Raw genomic sequence first — 15,588 nt, forward strand, 5'->3', positions numbered from 1 at the left:
CGCGAAACTGCTGATGGCTCTGCACGACGCCGGAGCCCAGGACGTCGCGCTGCCCCGCTGCGGCAACTGCGGCCGCGCATGGCCGCTACCTCGGCAGCGGCTCCGGAGGACGGTGGGGATGCTCGCCCCGCTTCGACAAGCCGGCCGTCTGCGAGGGCTGCCACGAAGAACGACGCGTCGTCACCGGGGCCGCAACGGCGAGCCCCGCTGCCAGAACTGTCCCGACACCGATGGCGATCCGCTTCGGGAACTGACCGAGCAGGTCACGAGCCTCGATCCGACCCTCACCGACGACGCGGTCCTGGCCGCTCTGGGACGAGCCACCGTCCGGCCCGCCGGGCAGAGGCGCCGGGCCTGGGCCGTCGTCGCCCGCCCCGAGCTGCTGACCGGGTCCGGTTACGAAGCCCCTACCCCGGCTGCCCTGCGGTTCATCAACGAGCTCGTCGAGCCCGGGCGACCAAGGTCGCCCGGCCGGCCTGCCCGCGCTGCCACGAGGTGAAGGCGCTGTCTAAACTGCTTGAGGGCAAGAGGATCTGCCGGGCTTGCTTCGCCCGCCACGCGGCCGTCTCCTGCTCCGGCGGGACGGAATCCACGACCTCCTCGACGTCGAGACGGCCCGAGCCACCATCGACACCGTCGCCGACCTGAACGCGGCACTCGAGGACGGCCTCGGCGTCTCCGGGCCCGCCGCCCGCCGAGCGATCAAGGCCGCCGCCTCCGCCGCTCAGTTCACCGGCACCTTCATCAGTGCCCGACAGGTCCGGCAGCTTCTCGCCAACCCCCACCTGGCCGTCTACGACAACCCGCACGCGCTGCTGATGTGCGTGTACAAGCGCGATAAGGCGCGGTGCCACCGCCGCCTCATGGACGTCCCCAGCCTCGACCAGTGCGTCCCCGCCTGCGCAAACATCGCCCGCCGACCAGCACGCAGCCGACCTCATCCGCCGTGCCACCTCACTCGAACAGCAGGCAGGCCACGTTCCTGGCCCGCTGGGCGAGCGCCTGCGTGGCAATGCCACCCGGCTGCGCGAGCTCGCGGACGCCCACCACCGCACCCGCATCAGCCTCCAGGACGGCGCCGAATGAGTCCCGTACCCGACGAACGCGACCGTGTCCGCGCGGCCATGGACCACATCCTGCAGGGAACCGCACAGCACTCCAACGGCGCGCTCACGATCGTCGCCCTGGCCCAGGAAGCCGGCGTACCGCGCAACGCGCTCACCCAACGCCACCCGGACCTGAAAGAACGGCTTCTATGCTCAGGTCAGGGCACGCGGGCGGACGCCGGACTCCGAGATCCGTCTGCGCCAACAGATCGTCAAGCTCAATGAACTCCGAGCCAAGGACGCTGCAGAGTTGTCCCAGTTGCGAACCGATGTCGAACACCTGGTCCGCGCAGTCAACCAGTTGAGCGTGGGAAACCGACAACTGCGCGGTGCACTGTCGCAGCCCGCCGCCACAGTGCGCACGCTGCCAACCCCACCACACCCGACGCTCTGAGGTGCTACGTGACCCACGCCGCCACGCGGCCGCCAGCCAGGGGGGCAGGCCCTGGCATAGGCGCGGGTCCGGGGGCGTATCCGGGGACTGTCAGGCGGTGACCTTGCCGAAGATGTGGTTGGCGGGAGCGTCGGGGTCGTTGCCGTAGAAGAACTCTTCGAGTGCCTGGTGGAACTCGTCACGGTCCAGTCCGCCGGAACCATCGAGGTCCAGAGCGGCGAAAACGGCGGCGCAGTCCTCGCCGGGGACGGCGGCGACCGAGTCGAACATCTGCTGGAACTCGGCCTGGTCGATCTTGCCGTCTGCGTTGAGGTCGACGAGGTCGAAGAAGCAGTTGGTGACCGGCGCAATCTGCTGCGGGTAGAGCGCGCGGTCGGTCAGGACACTCTTGAAGCCTTCGGTCATCTCCCGCACATCGACCTTCCCGTCACCGTCCTGATCCATCGGGGCGATGACGTTCGACCAGAACTGGTCCATCCCCTCGATGAGCCGGCGGACGGTCTCGGCATCAGGCGTGGTCTCGCGGGCGCTGATGTAGCGCTCGCTCATCTTGCGGACGTCGTGCTGGGTAATGAACCCGTCGCCGTCGACATCGGCGCCCCTGAACCACTGGCCGTACTTGAGATCTTGAAGTGCAGTCATGACTGCGCACCGTATTAACGCAGTTACGGCGACGCAAACGTCCGAGTGGAGGCTGGGCACCGGCCGGACCTGCCGACCGGGCGCCCGACGAGGGTGAACTCGGCAAACTCGCCCGTGGTTGAGTTGGCGTCGTTTCAGTGTTCGAGGTGTGGTGGTGTGAAGGCGAGTACCTCCTCGACCGGCCCGTGGTAGACCTCGACGTCGACGAGAGCACTGTGCGCGCTGGGTCCCTGGGACAGACGCGAGCACCCGCGGTCCCCGGTGAGGGTGTTCGGGTTGCCGTGGCGGTCCAGGGTTCCGCTCCGGCCCGGCTGGGCCGGGTCCCACCACGCTCCGGTGGACAGCTGGATGACGCCGGGCATAACGGCGTCCGACAGGGTCGCGCCCGCCAGGCAGCTGCCTCGGTCGTTGAAGACGCGCACGATCATGCCGTTCTCGATACCGCGTGATGCCGCATCTTGCGGGTTGATCGTTACGGGCTCGCGGCCGTGGATCTTTGACTTGAGGCTGTGGCCACCGTTGTCGTACTGGCTGTGCAGGCGTGAGGCAGGCTGATTCGAGATCAGGTGCAGCGGGAAGCGGTCCGCCAGGTCGGCGCGAAGCCACTCCACGGGTTCGAACCACGTCGGATGTCCGGTGCAGTCGTCGTAGCCGAACGAGTCGATCTCCTCGGAGAAGATCTCGATCCGGCCCGACGGCGTCGTCAGGGGGAAGCGCTGCGGATCGGAGCGCAGTGCTTCGAAGCTGCCAGGAAACGGCCCGCTGAGTGCCGGCAGTTCGACACCGGAGGCGCGTTGCCAGAAGTCGTCGAAGTCTGGCAGGGCCGCGTCGTCGCCGAGGTCCGCCCGTGTCTGGACGTAGAGGTGCCGGACCCATTCGATCTCGGAACGCGCCTGGGTGAACTCGCGCTCATAGCCGAGCCGGGCAGCCAGAGCGGCGAAGATCTGGTGGTCGGTGCGTGCCTCGCCGGCCGGCTCGCGGACCTTCGGCATCGCGACGAGGTGAGGGTCGGAGAACCCCGCGGCGAAGTCGTCACGCTCCAGGCTGGTCGCGACGGGAAGCACGATGTCGGCGAACTTCGCCGTGGTATTCCACCAGGCTTCATGGACCACCACCGTGTCCGGGCGCTGCCAGGCTCGGGTGAGGCGGTGGAGGTCCTGGTGGTGGTGGAAGGGGTTTCCTCCGCACCAGTAGATCAGGCGCAGGTCCGGCAGGGTCAGGCGCTGACCGTCGTAGTCGATGGTCGCGCCCGGTTCCAGCAGGGTATCGGCGATCCGGGCGACCGGAATGAAGTCCGCAACAGGGTTCGCCACCCGCGGCATCGACGCCACAGACGGGCGGCCCGGGGCAACACCGGTCGCGTCCATCGTTGCGTAGCCCGCGCCCCAGCCGCAGCCGGGCCGGCCCAGCGAACCCGCCATGGCCGCCAGCACGACGGACATCCAGATCGGCTGCTCACCGTGGTCCGCCCGCTGAATGGCGTAGTTGACCATGATGAGGGAACGCTGTGTGAACAGGCGGCGGGCGAGATCGGGGATCGTGTCTCGGCTGATGCCCGTGATCCTCGCGGCCCAGTCGGCGTCCTTGACGACGCCGTCCACGTCGCCGGTCAGGTAGGAGGCGAAGCGGTCGAACCCCTCGCAGCAGCGGGTGAGGAAGTCCTCGTCGTACCAGTCGTTGACCAGCATCGTGTGCGCGATGCCGAGCATCAAGGCGGTGTCGGTGTTGGGGATGACCGGCAGCCACTCGGCGTCGAGGAAGTCGGCGGTGTCACTGCGGATCGGGCTGACGTTCACGAACCGCACCCCGGCCTCACGGCACTTCCGCTGCAGGTCCCGCGTCTGGTGCCGGGCCAGCCCGCCAGGGTTGATCTGGCTGTTCTTCAGAGCCAGCCCACCGAACGCCACCACGAGCTCACAGCTCTCGGCGATCTCGTCCCACATCGGCATCCGGGACTGGTAGCTCCACGGAGCCCCGCCGATCACATGCGGAAGGATGACCTCAAGAGCGGCGGTGCTGTACGTGTTGCGCGAGTCGGTGTAGCCCCCGCCCAACGCCAGGAACCGCTGGAGCTGACCCTGCGCATTGTGGAACCCGCCCGCACTGGCCCAGCCGTACGAGCCGCCGAACACCGCGCTGTCCCCGTGCTGTGCGCGCACTCGGCGCAATTCCTCGCTCACCAGCGTGAGCGCGTCGTCCCAGCTGACCTCTACGAAGGCGTCCGCACCTCTGGCCGTTTCATCGGCGCGCGGTAAGCCATTGAGCCACCCTTTGCGCACCGCGGGACGCAGCACACGCGCACTGTCCTCAGCAGCCGTCACCATGCCCGGGCCGATCGGCGACGGCGCGGGGTCATCACCCCTGGGCTCAATGCGCACCAGCTGACCCGAATCGACCACGGCTACGAAACTGCCCCAGTGCGTCGCCACCGGCATGCGTCGTTCCACCGTGCATCAACTCCATCCCTGAAGTTTCTCCGGCTCTCGAACAACGGCCGCTACACCACAGGGGTTCCGCGCCAGTCAGCGGTCCGCAGGACACAGGCTCCCCCTGGCGGACGCTGCCCAACCCTGACGGTGCGCACGACTCCCACCGCCGCCACTCAACCGGAGCCCGGGGCACCTCTGTCGACCGCGACCTGACCGTCGTCCGACACCAGCGTCAAGGTCCTGGACCACCTCGCTCCAAGGGCGTCGAGGGACGGTTGGAGTGCCGCAGCCGGCGCGGAACTGTACGGTCACCGCCGAGGCCCGGAGGCACTGGGCAATCTGACGTTGGACCGAGAACAGCCCGGAATCCACGACGAGGCTCCCGGGGCACGCACCCTGGGAGGCCGGCAATCGGTCTGAGAGTCCTCAACACGCACGACTTGACAGGGAACAGGCCCTTGAGCGGAGAAAGGGTCGGCTCCGGCGGCGAGCGGATCGGCAGTCGCGCGGCAGTGGCGCGGGAACGGCGGGACAACTGGCCGGCACGAGCGGACTTCGACTCCGACGCGTCCCGCGCCCACAGCTGATCCCCGCCCGGTCCCAGGCAGTCGTCGGGAGCGCGAAGGGGGCATGACAGCCTCCGGACGCTGCTGGACGGTCAATTCTCGGGCAACCCGGCTCCATCAGACCCGTGGCACATCAGAGCCTCCATCAGACCGGAGCGGTTTGCCACCCGTCGGCTCTTAACGCCCTGACGTGGGAAAAGTCGACTGCACACCGCGACCGGTCCGGCCGGGAAGCCACCTTCCGCTCCGCCCGGCCGGAGTCACGGTCGACTGCTCATTGCGCCTGCGTTGCGATCTGGATCAGGTTGCCGCAGGTGTCGTCGAAGACGGCGGTGGTGACAGGACCCATGGCCAGGGGCTCCTGGGTGAAGCGCACACCGAGGGCATACAGGCGCTCGTACTCCGCCTCTACGTCGGTGACGGCGAACTGGGCAAGGGGGATACCGTCCTTGACGAGCGCCTCGCGGTAGGGCTTGACCGCGGGGTGGCCCGCGGGCTCCAAGAGGAGTTCGGTGCCGTCGACCTCGTCGGGCGCGACGACGGTCAGCCATCGGGCTTCCCCGCCCAGTGGGACGTCGTGCTTCTTCACGAAGCCGAGAATCTCAGTGTAGAAATGCTCGGCCTTCGCCTGGTCGTCGACGAAGACACTGGTCAGATGGATCTTCATGGGGCGCTCTTCTCTGGTCCGGCTAGGGCGGGTATTGGCCATCGCTCGGCTGAAGGATGGGCGCATGCGAAACGGTGGCACCACCAATGCATGCTGCGACACAAAGTCTGCTGCACCCCGGCCCAGGCCTACCAGGACCCGCCAGGGCATCGTCGGCAGCAGGCTGCGACTACCAGGGCTGAGCCCATGAGAGCAGGCGCTCTCCCTCAACCATGTACCGGGCTAGCGCACGAATACCGTGCACCTCGAATACGTACCTGGTACCAGCACGCGAGAACCTCCCGCCAGGACAGACACCACTCTCGCCGGTTGACCAACACCTTCGAGTTCGTCACCCCATCAGAACGCCTGGCCCTACGGACGGACAAACTCGCCATTGCCTACCAGGCCGCACACCACTTCGCGTCCATCTTGATCTGGGTCCGCTGTTGAGCAGGTCGCTGGACCCTGGCCTTCGGATCGTCAGTTGCTGAGTGCCAGCCTGATACCGAAGACGCCGATGACGGTGCCGGTGATCCGGTCGAGCAGGCGGCGGGCCTGGGGCTTGCGGAGCCAGCCCTGCAGGGCGCGAGCGAAGCCGATGAGGACGGTCTTGGGGGATCCGGCTTCCCGAGCAGCGATGCCCGACATGCTCAGAAGCCGCGGATGGCCGCCATCACGCGCGGCCAGGCGACCGCTCCCAGCGCCGCGCCCGCCTCCGGGGTTCCACCGTGGTCAAAGCGAGTAGATGGAGGTGGTGCCTGCTCGTTCGGGAAAGTGATGCGGTGGCCCGCGTCGATCTGGGTGATCACAATCGCCTCGTGCCCGGCGGCAGTGCACCGGTCAGCAAGTTCCTGGGCGAACCGCACGGACGGCCACATCTTGTCAGCGCCGCCCGCGACCAACACCAGATCGGCGTCGGTCTTCTCGATCGGGATAGCTGCGGCGTCGAGGCGGTCCTCGTATGCCTTGAGACTGCATTCATACCAGTCGAGCACGGCGACCAGTCCGCCTGAAGGCTCTGGAGGGAGCCAGGACTCGGCATAAGGAACGAAGGGCAGCGGCTGCCCCTGCCATGTCCAGCTCGATCGATAAGGGCGATCCCGGCCGTCACGTCCAGGGCCGACATTGGCCCAGACGACCGACGAGGGGGCAAGCGCGATCACAGCATCAGCACATTCCGAGAGCGTGGACACCAGCAAGGCCGCCTCGGCGCTCTTCGAAAGCCCCAGAACGCTGACGCGTTCAACTCCACGCTCACGCAGCAGCCCGGTCGCCTCGACGAAGGTCTCCAGCGGAACCTCGCAGATGCCGGGCGGCTGCCCGGGCCCACCGAACCACCGAACCGTCGCTGCGACCACTCCGGCACGGGCGAAGAGCCGACATCGTTCCCTCTCGATCCGGCCGCTCGATCCGGACAGCACTAGGACACCCGCACTGCCGCCACCTTCTAGAGGCTCAGCGATGAAGCCGGCCCACGGCTCGGTCAGTTCGTACTCAGCTATTGAGGCGGCCATGCCGTCAACCTAGCGGAGGCCACCCTGAGCGGATCAGATGCCCCAAGCGCGCCAACGGCACCTCTGTCGCAAGCATGCGGGAGCACGGTCGTCGGCCGTCGTTCACCGTCCGAGCAGCCGCCGGATCACGTCGTCCAGTTCGCTCCCGTCGGCTGCCGGTTCATCGTCGGTCCTCCAGGCCACGAATCCGTCCGGGCGTACGAGGACCGCGCCGTCGGGGGTCGTCCCGTGAACCGCCGACCAGTCGGGACCCTGTCCGGTGTCGAGGTCGTACGCGGCTCCGCTGCCGATGAGGTAGGCCTCGAGCGGCACACCCAGCCGTCCGGCCGACCTACGCGCCGCTTCAGACCAGTCCGGGCGCCCGCAGAGCAGGACGAAGGAGTGCTCGTACAGGTCGATGGTGGAGAGAACCTCACCGTCGCGTACGACCTGCATGTGGGGGGCGCGGGTGCCCGGGTCGGCACACAGGCGCGACACGTCGGGGACGACGGGTCCGCCGGCACCGGCCACCGCCGGGGACGTGTAGCGGTATCCCAGCGCCATCGTGATCGGTACCTCGGAGTAGCCCGCCGATTTCCTGGCGGTATAACCGGAGTTCTGGTCGCTGCGCGCCTGAGCGGTCGAGCGTGCGCTGATGGCCTGGGCCAGGGGGCGGCGCTCGGCCTCGTAGGTGTCGAGCAGGCGGGGGTCCGCCCAGCCGTGCAGGACGGCGGCGACCTTCCACGCGAGGTTGTGTGCGTCCTGGATGCCGATGTTGGCGCCGAAGGCTCCGGTCGGTGGCATTTCGTGTGCCGAGTCACCGACGAGGAACACCCTGCCGTCCCGGTAGACGTCCGCCAGCCGCTCCGCGGCGCACCAGGGCGCCTTGCTGGTGATCTCGATATCCAGGTCGCGGATTCCGGCCGCCGCGCGGATGTGCTCGGTACACAGTTCGTCAGTGAACTGCTCGGCCGTCTGTCCCCTTTCGGGGAACCAGGGCAGCTGGAAGATCCAGCGCTCCTTGTCGTCCACGGGCTGCAGCACGCCCTGGCCCGCAGGATCGGTGACGTAGCACAGGACGAAATGGTCCTCCCCCACCATCTCGCGCAACATCCTGCTGCGGAAGGCAATACTGAGGCGGTTGAACAGGACTCCCGGTCCCGTCTGCCCGATGCCGAGCCGCTCGCGCACGGTGCTGCGTGGTCCATCGGCAGCGAGCAGGTAGTCCGCGCGCAGCGTGCGGGACTCACCGGATTCCGTGTCGCGCACGACAGCCGCTACCCCACGATCGTCCTGTGTGAACGACATCAGCTCCGTCGCGAACCGTACGTCCCCGCCGAGTTCCCTGATGCCCCGCAGCAGCACCGGTTCGAGGTCGCTCTGGGGGCAATCGCAGCGAACCGCCGAACAAAGACCGTCCTCGGGCGGTCTGCCGGTGACCGGCGCCTGCAGCCACTCCCGGTGTTCGCCGTGCAGCGTGTCCACCCGGAGGATGCCCCGGTTGTGGGACAGGGTTCCCGCCGCCCGTCGGATCGCCGGCTCCAGCCCTGCGGTCCGGAAGAGTTCCATCGTCCGCATGTTGGTGCGCCGGCCGCGCGGGTGCTCTGACAGCGTCGCGCGGCGTTCGACAACCTGGTGGCGGATACCCAGGCGCCCGAGGAACAACGATGCGGACAGTCCTACGAGCGCTCCCCCGGCAATCAGCACGGGTACATGTTCGTCACCGTCACCGCTATCGTTCATACGATCGTCTCCTCCAGGGTCTGGAGCGCCGTGCTGTACCAGCGCTTCCATGGAGGACTCTCCCCCACCTCTGACGACATCTGGCCGATCACGCCTGAGTGATCGCCCGGATGCCGTATCGCGGCCGCGATGGACCGCCGCTGCACAGGGCTGTAGGCCGGTAGGCAAGGGCGAGACCTTGGTCGGAGGTCGGCTGCGATTGAATGCACTCCAAGACGACGGCGTGTCGGGGATCGCAGGGCCCCGGGTGGCGCCGAACGTCGCCTCGGCGGGATCTCGCGGGTGACGCGACCGCTGGCCGCCTCTTTGAAGACCGGCGGCATCTTCGCGCATGCGGAGCGGAACGCCTCGGTCGACGTGGACGGTCGATTTTCCCCGTAGGCCATCAGCATCACCATCCACTGATCGCCCTCGATCGCGACGGCCCCGCCCACCGCCACGCCGTCGGGCTCCGACGGCGGAGGGAACTGCGCGAGCGCGCAGGACAGGTCCAGTTCGTCAGCCGCCAGGTCTGGTGGGTTTCGGTGCACGGGCCGGGCAGGGCAGGTTCGGGCGGCGGTTCCTGGACCCCCAGCGGACCGGGGCAGGGGTGAGCCGGCCGGGCTCGGCCGACTTCTCCCAGGGGCGGCGGAAGTCCGCGGCCAGCGGCCGGACGAGCCGGAGTTGGGTGTGGGCAGAGACGACCAGCCAGGTCCACCGGCCCGCTGCCTGGGATGTGCGGAGCTTCGGGCGGGTCCAGCCCAGCGTCTGCTTGATCATCCGGAAGGTGTGGTCAGGATCGAATCTGCGCAGGAAATCCTGCCGGCGCAGGTCGGTGTTCTCGCCCGGCAGGCCGGACGCCGACGCCCACAGCCAGATGGGGAGAGGTGCGTGGCCGCCGGGCAGGCCGTCGGGCTCCAGGCGGATCAACGTGCCCCCGATGACGGGGAGTTCGCCGGTGGATCTGGCACCACGGGGTTCGGCCCGACTCCAGGGCGGCGACGAACGAGTAGGGTCAGCCGGGCACGAACTGGTCCGACGAGCGCCCGCTACGGCCATGGACGTGACAGAACAAGCGGCCCGGACTGGTTGGCGCGTGCGGCCGGAGCCAGTGGGTGATGTCCACCGCCAGGACCAGACGCCCGCCGGCGGCCCCGGGCTGCAGCCCGGCCTGGGACCTGCCGCAGCCGGGGTACATCGACGTTCCCACGGTTCGGCGCGTCGTACATCGCGCCGTGCCCGCGCCGGCGCTCGGCCGTCAGCATGGGGTCCACCGGTGTGGTCACCGGCCCGTCCGCGCACAAGAAAGTGTCGGTCAGCTCGAACAGCGTGTCCCCGCGCACGGATAGCCAGTCGAGGCCGGGGAACGCGGGCTGGGCTCAGCACTGGCTCAACAATCTCGCGGAGCCCTAGATGGCACCTTCCTGAACGCGGTCCCGGGATTCGGGGCGACCTGGATCATCGGCCTGGGCGGCGGCACGCAGCGCTGCCGTGACCCGGCGGTTGCTGGTCATGGTCGCGGTGATGGTGGTCATGGTGAGGAGGAGGCCGGCCGCGGTGTAGAGCGGGGTGCGTACGTCGTAGGTGGTGGCCAGCCAGCCGCCGAGGAAGGCGCCGAACGGGGCGGCGCACATGGCGAGCATGCGGGAGGTGGAGGCGACCCGGCCCATCAGGTGGGCGGGGACGATCGCCTGTCGGAGGGAGGGCGCGAGCACCATCGTGGCGCCCATGCCCGCTCCGCAGACGGCGAGCGCGAGGCCGGCGACATACGGGTTCGGGGCGGCGGCAAGGCCCACGATGGCGAATCCCTCGACTGCGGCCGTGCAGGTCAGCGCGGCCCCGGTGCCGAGTCTTCGGCCGAGGAAGGAGGCGATGCCTGCGCCGAGCAGACCGCCGGTGGCCTCCGCCGTGAGGAGCAGGCCGAAGCCGAGGGTGTCGATGCCGAGACGATCGTGCGCGAAGAGGGCGAGTACGGTCTCCACGGCGAGGAAGGCGATGTTCCCGACGGCCGGACGCAGTGCGAGCCCGAGCAGCAGCTGATCCCGGAATACGTACGACGCGCCGGCCCGCGCCTGCCGCAGCAGCGACTCACGGGCCTGTGGTGCGGGCCGGGGTGCGGCGGGCAGTGACCGTACGAGCAGTGCGGAGAGCGCGAACGAGACCGCGTCGGCGAGCAGCGGGATTGCCCGCCCGAGCACGAGCAGGGCACTGCCCGCGGGCGGCCCGGCGAAGCCGGACGCGGCGGTCTGGGTGCCGCGCAGGCGGGAGTTGGCCCGCTCCAGGAGTGCGGGGTCGCGGCCGAGCAGATCCGGCAGGTAGGCCGTGGCGGCCGTATCGAAGAAGAGTCCGCCGAGGCCGAGGAGGAAGGCGACGGCCGCGAGCAGTGGAATGCTCAGCACGTCGAGCGCGGCCGCTGCCGCCGGTATCGCGAGCAGCACCGCACGTGCCGTGTCCGTGACCCACATCGTGCGCCGGCGGTCCCAGCGGTCCACCAGCGCACCGCCGAGGACCCCTAAGAGCAGCCACGGCAGGGTTCCGGCGGCCGTGACGACGGCGAGCGCCATCGGATCCCGCGTCAACGTCAACGCGAGCAGCGGCAGTGCGGCATGCGTCACCCCGTCACCGACCGAGGACACCGTCTGTGCGGTCCACAGCCGTCCGAACCCGGTCGGCAGCTTTTGGATGTCTGAGGTCACTTGGCGTCCCCTTCGGCCTGCAGGCGCGGTGCCGGGTGGAACAGTGCGAAGACGAGTGACGCGTCCGGCAGCGACGGATCGGACAGCTCCCGGTACTCGTCCGCCAGCGCCTGCAGCCGCGCCCCCAGCTCTGCGAACTGCTCTTCGGTGAGCCGCAGATGCGCCATCCGCACGTGCCGTGCGCCATCCGCCGGCGCTGCCTCCAAGTCCGCCACCGCATGCCGCATCAGCACATCCGGCCCTCCCTCGCCCGGATCCGGCAGCACGATCGCCCGCGCGGCCATCGCGTAGTACCGCTCGGTGACCCCCCGCACCTTCCGCGTCCGCACCACCTTCACCAGGCCGGCCCGCTCCAGCAGCCGTACGTGATAGCTGGAACTCCCCTTCGCCAGGCCGACGCGCTCGGCGATCTGCGTGATCGTCGCCGGCTCGAAGCGGAGCACGGCCATGATCCGGTGACGCGTGAGATTGGAGACGGCGCGCAGCTGCTCGTCAGTGGTGACGTGAAAGGTCTCGGGAAGGTCATCGGCAGGCATGCGAGAAATGGTCAACGATTCTTGACCATTTCGCAAGGGGATTGCACGCGGAGTTCCGGCATCTGCCGCCCGGCGCGCGAGAGCCGTCAAAAGGCCTTCGATCACCCTGCCCGTCCACGACGCACTGGCCGCCCTGACCGTCGCGGACGAAAGCCGCGCCCGCTGCACCCGGCACGCGTTCAAGCACTGGACTGACGCGGACAAGAACGCTGCGACACCCGCGCCGAGGGCTTCCCCGAGGAGGCCGTCGCCTCCCCCGAGATCGGCGCGAAGTACCCGCTGACCGGGGGCAGCTGGGACAGCCCGTACGACGACCGGTACCTGGCAGCACGGGGAGGCTCGACGTCGACCACCTGGTCCCGCTTGCTGAGGCCTGGACCTCGGGCGGGCCGGCCTGGACGGTGAAGGAGTGTGAGGCCTACGCCAACGACCTCGGCGACCCCAGCGTGCTCAACGCCGTCTCCGCGGCCTCCAACCGGTTCATGACCGACGAGGACTCCACCGATCGGCCGCCACGGTACGCGCCGCTACCGGTGCACCTACGTCACCGACTGATATCACCTGCCTGCCGTGGACCGCCGGCCAGTCGCCTCCGTAGTGGTCAACTCCGGGAGCACTTCGGGGGGGTTGTGGGATTCACGACTTCCTGCGCATCCCCGACACGGGGATGCGCAGATTCGTTGCCCGGCTCCTCCTTGTTGACCTACGGCCGTCCGGGCCGGTGGTTGACCGGCTCACCAGGCGGGGCGGATCGGTCCCGGTGGCGTAAGCCGGGTCAGGTCGGCGACCAATTCGCTGAAGCGCGCCTCGCCCAGCGCCTCCCGCCATGGTGCGACGGCTGCCCGGGCCGCCTGGTCGGCGGCCCGGGTGGCGGCCCAGCCGGCCTCGGTCAGCCCCAGGAGCCGGGCGCGGGCATCATAGGGGTGGGGATGCCGCTCCACGTATCCCTTGCGGACCAGTTCCTCGACCAGCTGGGCGGCGGCCTGCTTGGTCACCCCCAGGTGCTCGGCCAGGTCGGCCGTAGTGGCGTCGCCGACGGAGATTCGGGCAAAGGCGAAGCCGTGTGCCGGCCGCAGGTCCTCGAATCCCTGCTGGGACACGCGAGCGTGGATCTCCTGCACCAACTGCCCGGAGAGTGCCAACACGACTGCGGAGAAGGCCAGAGCGTCATCCATGGGCTTGGCTATAAGCCGTCAAGCTGCTTGTCTTTATAGACAAGTACCTTGTCTATAAGGAGGCTGGCGTGTCCTTCATCAGAAGTCACGAAGCCGTCGTGCACGAGCTCCACGGCGCCCGCTTCGTTTCCTACGTCCGTCCGGGCACGGGGAGCCGGGATCTCGCCGCCTGGCGCGGTGAGATCCCGGCCAAAACGGTGGCCCCGGCCCACACGATCAGTCACGAGGAAACGTTCTACGTTCTGTCCGGTCGCCTTCGGCTTACCATCGACGGCGAGAGCGCCGAACTCGGCGTCGATGACGCGGCGGTGGCTCCGGCAGGCTCCGAACTGGCCGTCGCCAACATGACCGACCAGCCCGCGCACATATGGGTCACCACACGTGTCGGGCTCACTGCCAAGCTGGCCGACGGCAACACCATCACGCCGCCCTGGTCTCATTAGGCCCGCAGAGGGCCTGTGGTCACGCTTCCCGGATCAGCGGCACCTCGGTCGCCGCCGAGCCCTCCGCCTTCTGCTGCTGGGCGAGCTCCTGCACCGGCCGGCACTGCGCTGCGACGGCCGCCGGCACCGAACCCCGCGGCCGCCCGCACGCCGGCCGAGGCGCACGTGAACGGACCGAAGGCCGCGGGAGACGGTCACACCGAACGCAGCGGTGCCCGGTGCGCCGTGCTCCTCCCAAGTGGCGACCGCCGCCTCGATCGCGTCCACAGAGGCGTCGGCAGCCACCTTGAGGGACCTGCCGGCCTCTGTCTATGGCGAGTGAGTTGGCGGAGGAATCGGTGCGGTGCGCCATGAACGCCGGCCCGGCCTCGGTGCGTAACGCCGATGCGTACCCGGCCTTCCGCCTCGTTCCGTCGGCAGGTTGCGGGGCCGTTGCGAGGCTCTCCAGCGCCTCCTGCTGCCGGGCGATCATGAAGCTCGGGTCGTCCTCGCGGAACCAGCCGCTCGCGCTGTCCCCGGCGGCGACGAGCTTGACCAGGCCGAGGGAGCGCATCAAGCCGCGCGGCGTGGTGACCACACCAAAGCCCAGGCCGAACGGGCTGACGCGAGCTGACGCAGCGTTCAGAACACGTTGATCGCAGACGGTGCCCGCTCCGCGCGAGTCAGGGCCCGGAGCAGGGCCGCTTGGCCATGGCGCCGGACGGCGAGCCCGGTCAACAGGGCAAGGACAGGATCGAGAGCGTCGCCGGGAAGCTCCGGAGCGCCGAGGCCCACACTGACCGCCAGGTCATCCATATGCACAGAGAGCTCAACCATCCGCGTCACGAGGAAGTCGTCCAGCCTCAACGCCCACCCTGTTTGAGGCATGAACACCACCCGGTCACCCTGCACCTCCTCAAGGCCGGTTCGCTGCCGGTCGAGTGAGACACGGATCCGCTCGACCAGCCGTCGCGCACCGTCAGATGAGATGCCTTCACCCTTCGCCCGAATCCCAGAGTTGATCTCGCCGTCGAGCGGCGAGTCGATCCACAGGGCCCGCGCATAGTGCTCCAGCACAGGGATGGGTTCCTGCTCAGAGGCGGGGCCCTCCAGCGCCGGATCCACGCTGAAAACCTGATACGCGAGGTGGCCGGCCAGACCGCCGACAGTCCACTGCGCCAACGCGCTGGGCTTCTCCCACGAGGCCGCCACTTCCGGTGCGTCCAGCAACGCCACGGCCTGCGCGGCGGTCTCCAAGTAAGCGTTCTTCAGACTCACGAGCCCCCCTGATCCCTCCGGAGTCCCAACCCTACGCAGCGACGCCGAGGAGCAAGGCCCGACGCCCGAAGTCACCAACAGACGGCCCCCGGAGAAACCGGCACAGCCGCCTGGGTCATCGACGTGCTCATCCCGTGGTGCTGTCCGCCCTCGCCAGGCGCGCGGTCGCCGCCAGGAACGCCGGCCCCGGGACCACGCACGCGAGCCGCGCGGCCCGGACACCGGCCCACTCGGCGACCCGACCTGCCCGGCCAGATCCTCGGCAGCGGGAAGAAGTGACCGTTCACGGGGCGGTCCAGGGCGCGCCGTTCTCTCTCGTCTCCTCCCCGAGCCGCGAACGGCCTCGGTCGCGTTGCCCCTTGGCGCCCGTGCCGTGTGCACCGCGGGTACGTCCGTACAAGGCGCTCGGAATCAACCGTGACCGGTGGGCCGCCGTCCCACGTGTCTGAGGACAGCGATACGGCAACAGCCCCGATCAAC

The 15,588-nt window shown here is 69.0% G+C and carries 14 protein-coding genes and 1 pseudogene; 3 read left to right on the forward strand and 12 right to left on the reverse strand.

Going from position 1 to position 15,588, the window contains the following annotated elements; translation table 11 throughout:
• Positions 1-431 precede the first annotated feature (431 nt).
• The 3 genes from ACZ4N4_RS24100 to ACZ4N4_RS24110 all read right to left on the reverse strand — a co-directional run bounded on the left by ACZ4N4_RS24100 (position 432) and on the right by ACZ4N4_RS24110 (position 4,577).
• The gene (locus tag ACZ4N4_RS24100; RefSeq protein WP_467591975.1) at positions 432-809 is read right to left on the reverse strand and encodes a hypothetical protein; all 378 of its coding nucleotides are present in this window, start codon (positions 807-809) and stop codon (positions 432-434) included.
• Positions 810-1,590: 781 nt separating this feature from the next.
• Positions 1,591-2,142 (reverse strand): EF-hand domain-containing protein, encoded by a 552-nt coding sequence (locus tag ACZ4N4_RS24105; protein WP_467591977.1) that lies wholly within the window; start codon positions 2,140-2,142, stop codon positions 1,591-1,593.
• Positions 2,143-2,276: 134 nt separating this feature from the next.
• Positions 2,277-4,577 (reverse strand): molybdopterin-dependent oxidoreductase, encoded by a 2,301-nt coding sequence (locus tag ACZ4N4_RS24110; protein ID WP_467592799.1) that lies wholly within the window; start codon positions 4,575-4,577, stop codon positions 2,277-2,279.
• 452 nt (positions 4,578-5,029) lie between these two features.
• Here ACZ4N4_RS24110 and ACZ4N4_RS24115 point away from each other — a divergent pair, with 452 nt between their 5' ends.
• Complete coding sequence (locus tag ACZ4N4_RS24115) at positions 5,030-5,158, forward strand: hypothetical protein (protein WP_467591979.1); 129 nt, start codon at positions 5,030-5,032, stop codon at positions 5,156-5,158.
• A 253-nt stretch (positions 5,159-5,411) separates the two neighbouring features.
• Here the strand turns inward: ACZ4N4_RS24115 and ACZ4N4_RS24120 are convergent, their stop codons facing one another.
• The 4 genes from ACZ4N4_RS24120 to ACZ4N4_RS24135 all read right to left on the reverse strand — a co-directional run bounded on the left by ACZ4N4_RS24120 (position 5,412) and on the right by ACZ4N4_RS24135 (position 9,022).
• Positions 5,412-5,804 (reverse strand): VOC family protein, encoded by a 393-nt coding sequence (locus ACZ4N4_RS24120; protein ID WP_467591981.1) that lies wholly within the window; start codon positions 5,802-5,804, stop codon positions 5,412-5,414.
• A 462-nt stretch (positions 5,805-6,266) separates the two neighbouring features.
• Positions 6,267-6,434: a hypothetical protein gene (locus ACZ4N4_RS24125; RefSeq protein WP_467591983.1), complete on the reverse strand. Its 168-nt coding sequence runs from the start codon at positions 6,432-6,434 to the stop codon at positions 6,267-6,269.
• Positions 6,435-6,436: 2 nt separating this feature from the next.
• Positions 6,437-7,300, reverse strand: a complete 864-nt coding sequence (locus ACZ4N4_RS24130; protein WP_467591985.1) for an acyl-CoA thioester hydrolase/BAAT C-terminal domain-containing protein — start codon at positions 7,298-7,300, stop codon at positions 6,437-6,439.
• A gap of 102 nt (positions 7,301-7,402) precedes the next feature.
• Positions 7,403-9,022, reverse strand: a complete 1,620-nt coding sequence (locus tag ACZ4N4_RS24135; protein WP_467591987.1) for an FAD-dependent oxidoreductase — start codon at positions 9,020-9,022, stop codon at positions 7,403-7,405.
• Between ACZ4N4_RS24135 and ACZ4N4_RS24140 the strand changes: the two genes are divergently transcribed.
• On the forward strand, positions 8,993-9,124 hold the full coding sequence (locus ACZ4N4_RS24140; protein ID WP_467592885.1) for a hypothetical protein: 132 nt from the start codon (positions 8,993-8,995) through the stop codon (positions 9,122-9,124). The two genes, ACZ4N4_RS24135 and ACZ4N4_RS24140, sit on opposite strands and share 30 nt — an antisense overlap.
• A gap of 402 nt (positions 9,125-9,526) precedes the next feature.
• Here the strand turns inward: ACZ4N4_RS24140 and ACZ4N4_RS24145 are convergent.
• From ACZ4N4_RS24145 to ACZ4N4_RS24160, 4 genes and pseudogenes are all read right to left on the reverse strand, one after another.
• Positions 9,527-10,344 (reverse strand): annotated as a pseudogene (locus ACZ4N4_RS24145) (transposase); the annotation flags it as partial.
• Positions 10,345-10,410: 66 nt separating this feature from the next.
• Positions 10,411-11,697 (reverse strand): MFS transporter, encoded by a 1,287-nt coding sequence (locus ACZ4N4_RS24150; protein ID WP_467591989.1) that lies wholly within the window; start codon positions 11,695-11,697, stop codon positions 10,411-10,413.
• Positions 11,694-12,233, reverse strand: coding sequence for an ArsR/SmtB family transcription factor (locus tag ACZ4N4_RS24155; RefSeq protein ID WP_467591991.1), 540 nt, complete (start codon positions 12,231-12,233; stop codon positions 11,694-11,696). Before ACZ4N4_RS24155 ends, ACZ4N4_RS24150 begins: the two co-directional genes overlap by 4 nt.
• Positions 12,234-12,967: 734 nt before the next feature.
• Positions 12,968-13,408: a MarR family winged helix-turn-helix transcriptional regulator gene (locus tag ACZ4N4_RS24160; protein WP_467591993.1), complete on the reverse strand. Its 441-nt coding sequence runs from the start codon at positions 13,406-13,408 to the stop codon at positions 12,968-12,970.
• A 68-nt stretch (positions 13,409-13,476) separates the two neighbouring features.
• On the opposite strand from ACZ4N4_RS24160, the gene ACZ4N4_RS24165 reads away from it, so the two are divergent.
• A complete protein-coding gene (locus ACZ4N4_RS24165) occupies positions 13,477-13,851 on the forward strand; it encodes a cupin domain-containing protein (protein WP_467591995.1) in 375 nt (124 codons plus the stop codon).
• 621 nt (positions 13,852-14,472) lie between these two features.
• Here the strand turns inward: ACZ4N4_RS24165 and ACZ4N4_RS24170 are convergent.
• Positions 14,473-15,108 carry a maleylpyruvate isomerase N-terminal domain-containing protein gene (locus ACZ4N4_RS24170; RefSeq protein WP_467591997.1) on the reverse strand — a complete coding sequence of 212 codons (636 nt, stop codon included), beginning with the start codon at positions 15,106-15,108 and terminating at the stop codon, positions 14,473-14,475.
• Positions 15,109-15,588: the final 480 nt, after the last annotated feature.

Source organism: Streptomyces sp. NPDC026538 (genome assembly GCF_055567535.1).